The sequence below is a fragment of the Polaromonas sp. YR568 genome (assembly GCF_943371715.1).
In the GTDB taxonomy this organism is placed as follows: domain Bacteria; phylum Pseudomonadota; class Gammaproteobacteria; order Burkholderiales; family Burkholderiaceae_C; genus Polaromonas.
Genome location: NZ_CALRVW010000013.1, coordinates 92,017 through 105,782 on the forward strand (window position 1 = coordinate 92,017; position 13,766 = coordinate 105,782).

Here is a 13,766-nt window from a genome sequence, read left to right on the forward strand (position 1 = left end):
TGATGAAATTATCAGATTATGTAGCCCAAAAAGTTGTTGAGCACGGTGTACGCCATGTGTTCATGGTTACAGGTGGTGGCGCCATGCACCTGAATCATTCTTTGGGAACGCATAAAGACCTGGACTGCGTGTTCAACCACCATGAACAAGCTTGTGCCATTGGCGCAGAAGCCTACTATCGACTCACTAATCGCTTGCCGGTTGTCAATGTGACGTCTGGCCCCGGGGGCACGAATGCCATTACCGGCGTTTATGGCGCTTTTGTCGACTCCATCGGCATGCTGGTCCTGTCTGGCCAAGTGAAATGGGAAACAACGGTCCGCAGCACCGGCCTGCCATTGCGGCAGTATGGCGACCAGGAACTGGATATCGAGGAACTGGTGCGCCCCGTCACCAAGTACTGCTTCATGGTGACCGATCCGCAGACCATTCGTTATCACCTGGAAAAGGCCATTTATCTGGCCAATGCCGGTCGTCCTGGTCCATGCTGGCTGGACATCCCTCTGAATGTCCAGGGGGCGCAAATCGATCCCGACAGCTTGCCGGGCTTCGATCCCGCCGAGCTGGATGAGCCCTGGAAGCAGACCGATCTCAACGCCGTAAGCTCGGCAATACTCGAGAAAGTTGCCGCCGCAAAGCGGCCTGTGGTGTTCGCCGGCGGCGGCGTGCGGCTGAGTGGCCAGCATGCCGCCTTCCTCCGTCTGGTGGAGAAGCTTGGCATTCCGGTTGTGACCGGATGGAACGCCCACGACGTGATCTGGGACGCTCATCCGACCTACGCAGGACGGCCTGGAACGATTGGGGACAGGGCGGGGAACTTCACCGTTCAAAACTCGGATCTTTTGCTTATTTTGGGCAGTCGCCTCAATATTCGCCAAGTGAGCTACAACTGGAAAACATTCGCACGAGAGGCCTACAAGATCTGGGTCGATATCGACGAGAACGAGCTGAAGAAGCCCACAGTCAAGGCCGACATGCCTGTTCATGCAAGTCTTGCGGACTTGTTGCCGGTGTTGGCAGACCATGCTTATCCCGGGCCTTCGCAAGAGCAGAAAACCTGGCTGGCCTGGTGCAAGGAGCGGCAACAGCGCTTTCCGGTGGTGTTGCCGGAGTACTGGAACAATGACAGGGTCAATCCCTACTGTTTCATGAAGACCCTGTTTGATCAGTTGGAAGAAGGTCAGACAGTAGTGACGGCGAACGGTTCTGCATGCGTGGTCAGTTTTCAGACCGCCGAACTCAAGCCCGGCCAACGCTTGTGGACCAACTCCGGTTGCGCGACGATGGGCTACGACCTGCCAGGGGCCATCGGCGCTTGCAAGGCCTCCGGGGATAAGCCTGTGGTCTGCCTTGCCGGCGACGGCAGCATCATGATGAATCTTCAGGAACTGCAGACCATTGTTGGCAACCGGCTACCCATCAAGATATTCATCCTGAACAACAGCGGCTACGTGTCCATCTTTCAAACACATCGCAATTTCTTCGGTGGCGTGGAAGTAGGCGGCGGTCCCAAGAGCGGGGTCACATTTCCTGATTTTGGTCGTCTCAGCGAGGCTTTTGGCCTGCCTTATCGCCGCTGCGCGAACCACGAAGAAATGGCCCAGGCAATTGCCGAGACCATGGCTGTTGATGGTCCGTCAGTCTGCGAAATCATGCTGGACGAGAACTTGTCATTTGCGCCCAAACTGGGAGCCAAGCAATGGCCGGATGGGCGCATCACGTCTCCCGCACTGGAAGACCTCTCGCCGTTTCTTTCCAGGGAACAGTTGCGGGAGAACATGCTCATCGACCTGATTGAGGATCAGTGATGGCTCGATGGCGGGCAGGGCTGGACAAAGGCCTGGATATTGCCAACCGCCATCAGACCAAGATCAGGTTTCTGCTGGCCGGGGCTTTTAATACTGTCATCGGCTTGTCGGTCTATCCGGCACTGTTTTTTCTGGCCGCACCGTTAAAACTTCACTATTTGGTGATTCTGACCATCAGCCAGATCGTGTGCATCACCTTTGCATTTCTGACGAATAAATTTTTGGTATTCAGAACTTCAGGCAATTATTTGCGTGAATCCGGTAAATTCCTGATGTTCCATTTATCCTATTTTCTGGTTAATCTCGCTGCTTTACCCGCACTCGTGGAATTGGCTGGGATGACGCCGGTATGGGGCCAAACCCTGTTCGCGGTTCTGATCATCGTCACCAGCTATTTTTGGCACAGTCGCATTACATTTTCATCTTCCAAGGCTACGCGTTAATGGAACAGACCAAATTTCTCCATCGCATCTGTCCGGTATGCGCGACTACAGCGCCCGTACAGGCGGAAATCCGTTCAGAGGTCACGGCAGAGACGCTTGACTATGCCGCGCTGGTGCCCTGCTGGAATGGCTTTTTCAAAGACAAGGTATTTTTCTCCTATGTCCGTTGTGATGGTTGTGGGTTGCTTTATGCGCCTACCTTTTTCAACGACACCCAGTTGCAGGAGTTATACGGACAGATGCCGCCCAATATGGCGGAAGTCCCTATGGAAGCTTTGCGCAAAACGCAGCGGGGCTACTTTGAGGCACTCAAGAGTTGTTCGAATCTTGACGGTGGCTTCATTGAGGTGGGGCCAGACATTGGGCTGTTTACCGAGAATTGTGTACGCGAGGGAAAATACAACGAATACTGGTTGTTTGAGCCCAATAGGGATGTATTGCCGGCACTGAGCAGGATTGTAGAGGGCCACAAATATCACGTTATCCATGACATGTTTGGGTTTTCGCACGTGCCTGATCATTCCGCATCAGCTGCAGTGATGATCCATGTCCTCGATCACCTGCTTGACCCGGTGACTACCTTGCGTGAGCTACGGAAAAAACTTAGTCCTGGGGCCAAACTTCTTTTGGTCACTCACAACGAGTCGTCCCTGCTGCGGCGTGTGGTTGGCTGGAGGTGGCCGGCTTTCTGTCTGCAGCACCCCCAGATTTACAACCCTGCCAGTATGCGCAAGTTGCTGGAAGCTGCCGGGTTTGAAGTACTGCAGCGGAGCAAAACCGTCAATTTCTTCGAGGTCGGCTTTCTGTTGAAACATCTCCTGTGGGCTTTTGGGATGAAAGTGAAGTCTGTACCAAAATTCGGGCGCATGACGGTAGGGCTCAAACTGGGCAACATGCTGACGATCGCCACCCCGAAACCGGAGAAGAACAATGTCTGAACGACCGTTATTGAGTATCGTGACGCCCTGCTTTAACGAGGAGGCCAATGTCGATGAGCTTTATGCGCGCGTGAAGGCTGCGATTGCTGATCTGACGAAATACGATTTCGAACTGATTTTCATTGATAACCATTCGGAAGATGGAACGGTTGCCAAATTGAGGGACCTTGCTGCAAGGGATCCGGCCGTGAAGGTGATCGTGAATGCGCGCAACTTCGGACACATTCGTTCACCTTATTACGGCATCCTTCAGTCACGCGGCGTAGCGACGATTTACCTCGCGTCAGACCTGCAAGATCCCCCTGAATTGATTCCGCAATTCATTCAGCATTGGGAAGAAGGCTACAAGCTTGTCATGGCCATCAAACCCGTAAGCAAGGGCGTTGCCTGGGTCCATGCGCTCCGCAAGGCCTACTATCGTTTTGTGGACGGAATTTCCGACATTTCGCTGGTGGCTGATTCCACTGGATTTGGTCTGTACGACCGCAAGGTGCTGGACCACTTGCGCCAGATCAACGACCCTTATCCTTTTCTACGTGGTCTGATTTGCGAGCTGGGTTACGACATCAAGACCATTCCCTTCGATCAACCGAGACGGCTGCGAGGCATATCAAAAAACAACTTCTACACGCTGTATGACATCGCAATGTTGGGGATCGTTAGCCATTCCAAAGTCCCGATCCGGATTGCAGCTTTTGTAGGCTTTGCCTTGGGCACCATCAGTGTTCTTGCTGCAATCGTGTTCCTGATTCTCAAAATGCTGTTCTGGGATTCATTTCCGCTCGGGATCGCCCCCGTGGTTATAGGCCTGTTCTTCCTGTTCGGGGTCCAGTTGATGTTCATCGGCATCTTAGGTGAATACATCGGCTCCATTCATACGTATCTTCAACGGCGCCCAGTAGTCGTGGAAAAAGAGAGAATCAATTTTGAAAGGTAAGGAGGTGTTGCTGTATGGCCGGCTAATTTCACGACCTGCCTTCATCTCATTGATCCTGCTGCTCAATGTGGCAGGATTTTTTTATTACATCTACTATTTCAACAAGCAGGGCTATCTGCCAAGCCCATTCATTTATGACAAGTCAGACACGTTCATGGACCTGTTCAATGTGCTGTATTGGGCATACGACGAAGGCCGCTATATTGAATGGGGTGCAGTTTATCCGCCATTGAGTTTTCTTATTGTCAGAGGATGGAATTTTTTGCTGATGGGCGGTGGTTTGGGCGATCCGGCAAACATGAGAGAAGGTTCCCTGGGATTAATTCTGAGCTTTCTTCTCATTTACCTGACATTGCCAATACTTGTACTGCGACTCAGACAGTGGCAAGAATTTTCATTAATCCAGAAAATACTTATCTACTTCGCAGTTGTACTGAGTGCTCCCATGCTTTTCTCCCTAGAACGGGGAAATCTAATCATTTTTTGCCCACTTATACTGGCGCTTGGCACTTCCACTGTTGGCACGCCGAGAGCTTTTTATATTGCGTTGCTGATCAATTTTAAGCCCTATTTTGCAATCTTGATGATTTACTACCTAGCTAGGCGGAACTGGAGGGGTTTCGTCAGCTGCGCTGCAATTGCCGGAATGATTTTCCTGGCGACAGGTCTCGCTATGGATGATAACTTCCTGGTATTTTTTGGCAACTTGCTGAGTTTTTCAAAAGAGGAAACTCTTTTTTCTTTGAGGGAAGTGTTGGCACTTCCGTCCAGCGTATCTGTTTTTTCATATGTCCTCGGTCATCCTGAGGGCGCAGCATTCGCTGCCGAAGTTGTTACTGCTGAAACAATATTCCGTTTCATCGCTGTAATTGAAACGATTAAATGGCTCGTTTTGGGCCTCTCAGTAGCAAGTGTGTTTTTCAAAAATACTGCACTCCGTGATGGCGAGATTTTTGCCATACTTGTCGTTGCCATCAGTAATCTGGGCATCTGGGTGGGAGGCTATACATTTATATTGTATCTGGCGCTTGTTCCCGTCCTCATAAAGATGCAAAAAAAACGGGTTTATATGTTGTACATATTTTTATTGGCCATTCCTCTTGACTTAATCTTAATATTAAATGAAAGCATCGGCCTGCAGTATTCCTATTTGGCCGACGAAAGTATAGAAATATTCTGGCAGCTAGGCGCGGGAAGTTTTATTCGGCCGGGAATTAACTTGTTATTTCTGCTGACGCTGACTTATGAATTCGCTTTTAAGGTCAAAAAGCCTAAGGCGGAATGTTTTTTAGAGAAGCATCCAGCTTCATCCCCCAGAGCATTTTAAAATGAAGAGGTTACAAGTGGTTACTACGAACAAATTTACTTGGATTGCGGCTGGCGGAGCAATTGGACTAGTTCTGGGCGTTAGCGCGTACTTTGTGCAACCTGACAGATGGATGGGTCAGGCGCTGGTGAGGGTGGGGCAGTTTTCCCAGAGCCAGGCTCAAAGCCAAGGCCAAGGCTACAACACCTCGTCTATCGAGCCGATATCTACCGTTGTTGAACGGTTAAAGTCACCGTCATTTGTCAAAGCCGTTGCCCAACGCGCGAAGGATGACAGGCTTTTAGCTCTGTTGAGTGTTGATGAGGGGGGTGGAATGGTCGTTCGTCCGACCAGAAATAGCGACTCACTGGCGATCTCAGTGTCCGCCAATTCAGAACAGCTTGCACGTGTTGCCATTGACGCTGTTGTTGCTGAACTTGTCTCCAAGCATCAGATCATCCTGAACTCCTATCAGGCCGACGCCCAGAAAGAACTTGTCCAATTGGAACTTCAGATTAATGCGCTTGCGCAACGCATGGAGGCAGCAGCCAACAGGCCGCTTGGTGGCGACAGGGCTGTCGCAGGGTTGGTCATTATTGCCACTCAGCCTGTTCTGGAACAAAAAATGGCGCGCACCTTGGCGTTAAGAGAATCATTGTCTGCTGCTAATGGGCGTCCAACAGCCCTTCTTGAAGCGGCCTCCGTCTCCGGTAAGCGCATATTTACATCCCTTTGGAGAACCGCGCTGCTTGGACTAGCGCTGGGCGTGCTGTTAAGTTTCGCATGGTTAAAAGTCATCGAATACCGAGCGACTAAAGAATAAATTTCCTGTAGACCAAATCGGATCTGGGAGGAATTTTGTCTGATCGAATCCTTTCGCGAATAACAATAGCGGCCCTTTCGTTTTTCCTGATATTAATAGCCTTATCGGTTATGAATATCTATTTACCTTTTTTTAAAGCCGACGATTTTATAAAGAACAAGGAGTATGTCAATGTCTCCTCGTACAACCAGGGGGATAGCTTCCCCAAATTAGGGAGGATTGACCATCCGGGTGGGGCTCACTTTCGGTTGAAACTCCGGTTTCGGCTGGACAACTCTGAAGGGTACCCAAACCTTTTCCAAACTGCAGAGTTCAATACGGGATTGCGCATTGAGTTTAAGGATTCAACTGCGACATTGATTATCGCAGACTCCAGTTTGAAGGATGGATATCGTGTCATATATATCTCCGACCAAATTAGCGTTGGACAGTGGTATTTGCTGGAAATAGAGGCCTTAAACCATGAGTATGTTCGCGCTTTCCTGGACGGACAGCAAGTTGCGGACGTCAGCAGTCGTGGATTCTCAATGCAGTTATCAGAATTTTTGCTTGGGGTGGGATTCGATAGAAGCAGGCCGTTTCTCGGCGAGATAAGGGATGTGTCGGTAGTGAAGGGAAACCTCTCGCGGGTCACGAGAGCCGCCGTGCGCTACGTTCCAAGGTCCTTGCATGCTTTGTTGTCTCTGGTCGCAACTGCAGGTCTCGCGCTCTCTCTACTTTTATGCGCGCTGTTAAAAATCGGCTTTTTCAACGGAATTCGGCGGGCGGTGACTCGCATTTTCAAATCCGCCGTGGGCGCGCCCTTGAGGGTCATCGTTTTTCAAGGGATACTGTTGGCACTGTTGCCAGCGTACAAGGATGTCATCCTTATCTACCTATTCCTGTATTTTATTGGTCTTGGCTTTTATATAAATCTAATCCCGGACTTCCTGCGTGACAGATTTTTTTCTTTTCTGTTCATTCCATTCTTTGGGTTTATTTTTCTGGCGATCGTTGGAAGCTATTTTGTGGGCTTCGACGTTAACATCAATAAATTAGTGCCGGCGCTGTTGCTGGTTGCATCTATCTACCTAGCAGTTAATTGTATATTTTGGAGAGCCCGATTTTTTGCAAATTTCCGAGAGATTAAATTGAGCATTCCGGTGTCTTTGGCTTACTTCACGGTCATCGGGACGCCTCTCATCATGTTGCTGTTACTTCCTGTCCTCCTTCCAGGGTATCTTACATCTCCTTACAGGATCGGTCCGGATCTGGCGTCGTATGCAAAGATGGCGCAGTATCTACTCGATGGCGGAACGTGGAGTGCGTCAAATTTACGGGTATCAGAGTTTGTAGGAATGTCACCCGGGGAGATAAATCGCTACAGCGAGGCCACCATGTCCTGGCCGCTGATGTTTTATTTTCGCTGGGGCTTGACCGCGTTTCAAACGGCTGCGGCAAACCTAACCTTTGCAAAGCATATTTACGAGGTGGCATTTGTATCGATGCTTTTTCCTTATCTGTTTACTTGTGGAATGATATTATTTTGGCTAAAAAATAAGGCAGGTATTGCCGCCGTTCCAGCCGTGCTTGGGGCCTTCGCGTTCGTACTAAACCCAAACATGCTTAATATGTGGTACGAAGGCTTTTATGGCAACGCCTTCGCCCTAAGCCTGTTCGTTTTTATTCTGATTATTTTCGCTTATTTTCGTGAGATGCCATCGATATTCAATAAGAGCAATATTCCTGCCTTCATACTTTGCTCAGCGGCGTTTGCTGCCAGTCTTTTAAGTTATGGAGAAGGCGTGTTTTTCGTTTTACCACCATTTCTAGTCGTAGTTTTTGTAGTGGATTTGCTTCTTAATAGGTCAATCCGGCTTACGCCTTATCTCGCAATATTGGGCTCAGCTATATTTGGTTTGGTGATGGTACTCCCTTGCAACTTTATTTTGCAGTGGGCGGCTCTGACGTTCAAGCAATTGACCCAAGAAGGAGGCAACGGGTATACCCAGCCGCTTTGGGCGTTTCCTCACGAGATCCTGGGGCTGGCCAGCATCTATCTGGGTGCGACCCCCGATGTCGCTGGTAAGGAACTCACTCGACCTATGTGGCAGTTCATTCTAGGAATAGGTCTTTCGCTTGTGGCTATGTATTTGCTGGCGTTGTATGCGAAGCACAAGGAACGAAAAAACAATGCCCTGCATATCACGGCCATTTTCATGACGGCAGTTTCTGCGGCACTTGTATTTTATAAAAGTCCCCAAAATAACTATACGTATATGAAGTCGTACGTATTTTTTCTGCCAATTGTATTTATCGCGTTCTGGACCTCGTTGGTGATTTTTTACGATAAGCATTTGCGTCGCTGGGCCGGTCATCAGGTGCTATTCTTCTCGTTTTTTTCAATCGCAATTGGTGTGACCGGTTCTGTATACATATTGCAATATACAAATGAATTGACGCTTGTGAAGAAGCATCAAATCGCACTGCATAAAGAACTGGAGTACATCGATTTCAGCAATGTTGTTTTATACCCAGTTGGGATCTCCGGGTCTCCAGTGATGTATGCAGCTATAATTCCCGCTATATGGATGATGCCCGGCGGATGGACTGCTGAGCGTTGGAAGGATAGGCCCTATTATCAAAAATATCTGGACCACAAGGTATATATTTTTGCAGAGAAAAAATTGGAAAAAGTTCGGTCTACATCAATTGGTACGCTTGTTTTTGAAAATGATGCTTACTTAATAATTGATACCGGCAAACGAGTTCGTGATGGAATTGGAATAGATACTCAATTTGTATTCGAGGTTTATACCGGGATAAATTAATTTTCTCATGACATCTGGAGTCGTGCTTGGCTGAGGTGTTCAGCGATGGGTTTTGCGGTCTGGGCTCTCGAAAATTCCCAGGTGAATCAATATGTTTCTTAATTCAAAGGTAGCGACCTGAATGATATTTGCTCGTAACATGCCGATGCTTCTCAAATGGTTATCGCTGGCAACATGTGTTGTTATTCTTGCGTGGGCCGCACAATCCAAATCGATGGGGAGGATCACGGTGGGTGGCGTGAATTATGTCGGTGCGCTGGTGGATGGGAAGCAGGAAACTTCTCCCCGGTTGACGGGGCCGGTTGCTATTAACGAAATCGACCATCCCGGAGTTTTGAAAGACCTTGATATTTCATTCAAGTTCATCACAAACGAGCCGACATTTTCGTATGGAAACTTATTTCAGACGGGGGATTCCATAGACGCTATTCGAATGGAATTGCAGCCCTCCAGCAACTTGGTCCTCGTGTTAAGCAACGGCAAGGTATTTCCGCTTTCAAAATCAATTCAAATCGGACGGTACTACGGAATAAGCTTACGATATGAAAAAAATGACTTTTTAAAGGTTTTTATCGATGGGGTCGAAGCGCTGAATATAACGGATAAGAGAGCGCTTGCCGAAAGATTTGATATGTCGAATATCGTTGTAGGGGCAGGATTGGCAAAACAGCGGACGTTGCTCGGAACAGTCAAAAATTTTCAGATCAACAGTAGTTACAGTTATTACGACACTGCTGCCAAACTGTCGCGTTGGTTGCTTACCATCATGTTAAGTGTCGCGCTATTGTGTTCACTTCCCTACAAGACATTCCCTGGCATAGCGCACGCGTGGGGCGGTCAGTGGATCAGTTGGTATAAATCCTTCAGAGCAAAATTAAACCCAATACGTCCTCTCGAGAGCCAAGAGAAAGTTGCCTGGGTAGCTACCATTGTTTGCGTTGGAACCATGCTGTCGATTGTGTTTCATTACATAAAAAATGCGTTTGCATGGGCGTGGAGCCCCGCTCCAGGCACAGGGTGGATGAGCACCATGTTTCACTACCCGGCAAATATTTTTTGCGACTTCTTTCGGGTATATGATCTATTTTCACGATCTGGCCTTGGTGGTGAATCAAACTATTTCCCATTTGCAGCTTTATTTCTTGGGCTATTTGGCTGGATGGGCCAAGGAAACTCATACAGGGCTGTTGCGTTTTATCTGTTGTTCGCATCGATAATTGCGTTCTGGGTGTCTTGGCGCTTTCTTAGAGCTAATTGTGGATCAGCTTCTATTCTCTATACTTTCGTCATTTTCATGATGTCGTATCCCTTTCTTTTCACAATACATACCGCCAATCTAGAGATTTTAGTATATATTTTCACCGCGCTATTTTTTCTCTTCTATACGACGGATCGGCCGCTTACGGCCGTGGCATTCTTGGCTGCGGCGATTTCTATGAAGGCTTACCCCGCAATTTTCGTTGTCCTGTTTCTAACAAATAAAAGTTACCGCTACATTTTGTATACAGCGGCTTGGACTCTGGTCATGTCTTTGTTGCCTTTTATGTTTTGGCCTACGACTTTAGATTTATATTTGGACGGATTGATAAAAGGGATGGCTTATTATAATAGCGTAATGGTCGAGTCTACAAGTGGTATTTCTTTCGGCCATAGCATTCTAAACTCATTCAGGACAATATGGCCGGATGTTCAAACTAAGCCGTTTATGCCAATATACTATATCGTGTCTGGTATGAGTCTATTGTCACTGACTGGATATGCAATTGTAAGCGCCATGGAGTTCTGGAAAAAGATTGCCGTATTGTGCATCGCGCTCTGCCTGCTTACGCCAACTTCTACTGATTATAAATTGCTGTTCTTTTTCATTCCGTGCTTCTACTTCATCACGAATTACAAGACTGCAAAGACCGATGTCCTTTATACCATTTTATTTGGTTTGCTTTTTATTAGTAAAGGATATCTCTACTTTAATGGAAACCAATTCATGTCATTAAATAATTTAATGAACACCGCGATTATGATTTGCATGTTGGGTGTTATTTTTGTTGAAAATATTTTGGTAAATGCGAAGCGTACGCCAAGTATTATAGAAATAGCTAAACAAGTCAGAGAATTGGGTAAACCTTTGTCGACTTCTGCACAGCGATAATCGCTCGTTAAGTTTTGAGTTCTATACTATTGAGATGAATAAGCTGGGTCAATTATGAATATCAATATGTATCGGATTTTTTTTAAAATCCAACAGAAGCATTGGTGGTTCGTCACAAAGAAAGAAATTGTTTTGGATGCCATAGATAGTCATGTGAACAGGCATGAAAAAGTTAACATTCTAGATATCGGTTGTGGTAGCGGGTTGATGCTCTGCGCGCTAGCAGATGTTGGTCAAACGTTTGGGATGGATATGTCTGATGAAGCAATAAACTTTAGTAAAGAAATATTCAAAGGCCAAGTAGAAAAGGGTTTTTTGCCGGACCAAGTTCCTTATCCAGAGAATTTCTTTCATCTCATTACCGCACTGGATGTAATCGAGCACGTGGATGAAGATGTTAATGCATTAAGAGCGATGAGGAGTCGGCTGACTGCCAATGGTAAAGCAATAATCACTGTGCCAGCCTATATGTTCCTCTGGTCGGCATTTGATGAAATGAACGAGCACAAACGGAGATATACGCTCACGGAACTTAAGACGAAGTTAATGCAGGCGGGCTTTACAATAGAAAAAATTTCTTACTTCAACACCATTCTTTTCCCAATCGTTTTTTTAGTCCGCATGTTTAATAACATTCTTGGTCGGGACGGGGCATCTGATGTGGATATGCCGAGTGCGCCAGTCAACTCGTTGCTGAGGTGGATTTTCGGGCTAGAGAAATATTTGCTGAAAATTCTAAATTTACCGTTTGGCGTCTCGATTTTGGCAGTTGTTAAGAAATAGACTGTCGGCAAAAGTATCAGCGTTCGCGTCTTTTTTCTTCGGGCGCCCTCCAGTAGGCGCTAGGGGATAGAAAGCTTTCGCTGCTTCCAATTCTTGGAGGAATTAATGGGCTCAGTGATTGGTACAGGCGTAATAGCAAATAGATTCTCGGATTACACATCTCAGTCTCCGCATACTGTTTTTGCGGGCAGTGTAAACGATTCTAGTATTCAAAATGAAAAAATAATTTCGGCAGAGGAAACGGCGTTGGCGAAAGCTTTATCGGCTGCTGGTAACGTCACATTTGTCTATTTCAGTTCTTGTAGTGTTAATGATCCAGCGGTTGCGTACACACCCTACGTACTGCACAAGACGCGGATGGAAAAATTAGTTGGAAATACTGCAAAGAAGTTTTTGATTATTCGGTTGCCCCAAGTCCTAGGCCTTTGTGATACTGAAACGAGTTTAGCTAAGTTCCTTGTACATTCAGTCTGTAATCGAATGGATTTCGAGCTTTGGGAAAATGCTAAGAAAAATCTAATTGACATTGATGACGTGCACTCGATTGTTGGCGAGATTTTGAAAGAAAAGCAGAATCTGAACAAAATCTTTAACGTTGCTAATCCTTGCGAAGTTACGGTTTTGCAGCTAGTTCGACACGTTGAAGAGTTTTTTGATGTGAAAGCCCGATATCGTCTAGTGGATAAAGGCACTGGTTACGAAATCGATGTTTCGGACATTCGGTTAATTTTGGCGCGTCTGGATATCGATTTCGGCGAGAGATATATACCCAGATCTTTGGGAAAGTATTTCGGGCATCTAAGAGCATCTTCCAAATTGTTGTCAGTTATTGTTCCGACATACAATAACGAAAATGGCATTTGGGAATTCTATCGACGAACTAAGGCGGTATTGCTTTCGTTGGCCCCCCGTTTTGAATATGAACTTATATTCGTTAACGACTTCAGTACTGACAATACATATAGCATACTCGAAACTATTGCGCAGAGCGATCCCGCAGTTAAACTGATAGATTTTTCGCGAAATTTTGGTAATCAAATTGGTATTACCGCAGGCATCGATTATTCCAGAGGGGAGTTGGCTCTCATTATTGACGATGATTTGCAAGATCCACCTGAGGTGATTAATAATTTTATAGCTCAATGGGAACAAGGGTATAAAGTCGTATATGGCGTGAGACCTAAAAGGCAAGGGGTAAATCCGGTATTCAAGTTGGTGGCGAAATTATATTATAGAATCATTGGAGCACTTAGTGAAACCGATATTCCCAAAGATACGGGCGATTTTCGACTGATAGATAAGGTGGTGATTAATTCACTAAAACTGATGCGAGAGGAAAATCGCTACTATCGAGGAATGGTGGCATGGGTCGGTTTTTCACAAATAGGAGTTACGTACGAGAGAGATAAGCGTTACGCAGGGGTCTCGACATTTTCACTCAAGAAGTATGTCAACTTTGCAATGAACGGCTTAACTTCTTTCACCGACAAACCACTCTATTTTTCCAGCTTGGTTGGGGTATTTATCACCTCAATCAGCTTTATTCTCGCAATTTTACTTGTCATAAGTAAAATTATAGATCCTTCAATTTCTATCCAAGGCTGGACATCTACGACCGTTATCATTTTGTTTTTTGGCGGTATTCAACTGTTGTCTACAGGCGTTCTCGGAATATATATCAGCAAAATATACCGTGAGATCAAAGGACGGCCGTTATATATCGTTAGAGGCACTCAGAATTTTGATCTGGTGGATGGCGATTAAAAGAT

At 46.6% G+C, this 13,766-nt stretch carries 10 protein-coding genes; all 10 read left to right on the top strand.

The annotated features are described in order from the left end of the window. Nucleotides 1-2: 2 nt before the first annotated feature. The 10 genes from AAG813_RS11495 to AAG813_RS11540 all read left to right on the top strand — a co-directional run bounded on the left by AAG813_RS11495 (nucleotide 3) and on the right by AAG813_RS11540 (nucleotide 13,761). Nucleotides 3-1,808, top strand: a complete 1,806-nt coding sequence (locus tag AAG813_RS11495; RefSeq protein ID WP_341915021.1) for a thiamine pyrophosphate-binding protein — start codon at nucleotides 3-5, stop codon at nucleotides 1,806-1,808. Next, entirely contained in the window at nucleotides 1,808-2,251 is a 444-nt protein-coding gene (locus AAG813_RS11500) for a GtrA family protein (RefSeq protein WP_341915024.1), read from the top strand. Before AAG813_RS11495 ends, AAG813_RS11500 begins: the two co-directional genes overlap by 1 nt. After that, a complete protein-coding gene (locus tag AAG813_RS11505; protein WP_341915026.1) occupies nucleotides 2,251-3,189 on the top strand; it encodes a class I SAM-dependent methyltransferase in 939 nt (312 codons plus the stop codon). The genes AAG813_RS11500 and AAG813_RS11505 overlap by 1 nt, the downstream gene beginning before the upstream one ends. Further along, nucleotides 3,182-4,126 (top strand): glycosyltransferase family 2 protein, encoded by a 945-nt coding sequence (locus AAG813_RS11510; protein ID WP_341915028.1) that lies wholly within the window; start codon nucleotides 3,182-3,184, stop codon nucleotides 4,124-4,126. Before AAG813_RS11505 ends, AAG813_RS11510 begins: the two co-directional genes overlap by 8 nt. Beyond that, nucleotides 4,116-5,453, top strand: coding sequence for a glycosyltransferase 87 family protein (locus tag AAG813_RS11515; protein WP_341915030.1), 1,338 nt, complete (start codon nucleotides 4,116-4,118; stop codon nucleotides 5,451-5,453). Before AAG813_RS11510 ends, AAG813_RS11515 begins: the two co-directional genes overlap by 11 nt. A gap of 1 nt (nucleotide 5,454) precedes the next feature. Then, nucleotides 5,455-6,255 (top strand): hypothetical protein, encoded by an 801-nt coding sequence (locus tag AAG813_RS11520; RefSeq protein WP_341915032.1) that lies wholly within the window; start codon nucleotides 5,455-5,457, stop codon nucleotides 6,253-6,255. A 110-nt stretch (nucleotides 6,256-6,365) separates the two neighbouring features. Then, entirely contained in the window at nucleotides 6,366-9,065 is a 2,700-nt protein-coding gene (locus AAG813_RS11525) for a hypothetical protein (protein WP_341915034.1), read from the top strand. A gap of 139 nt (nucleotides 9,066-9,204) precedes the next feature. Next, nucleotides 9,205-11,214, top strand: coding sequence for a glycosyltransferase 87 family protein (locus AAG813_RS11530; RefSeq protein ID WP_341915036.1), 2,010 nt, complete (start codon nucleotides 9,205-9,207; stop codon nucleotides 11,212-11,214). Nucleotides 11,215-11,268: 54 nt separating this feature from the next. Then, on the top strand, nucleotides 11,269-11,997 hold the full coding sequence (locus AAG813_RS11535) for a class I SAM-dependent methyltransferase (protein WP_341915038.1): 729 nt from the start codon (nucleotides 11,269-11,271) through the stop codon (nucleotides 11,995-11,997). 105 nt (nucleotides 11,998-12,102) lie between these two features. Beyond that, nucleotides 12,103-13,761: a glycosyltransferase gene (locus AAG813_RS11540; protein WP_341915040.1), complete on the top strand. Its 1,659-nt coding sequence runs from the start codon at nucleotides 12,103-12,105 to the stop codon at nucleotides 13,759-13,761. Nucleotides 13,762-13,766: the final 5 nt, after the last annotated feature.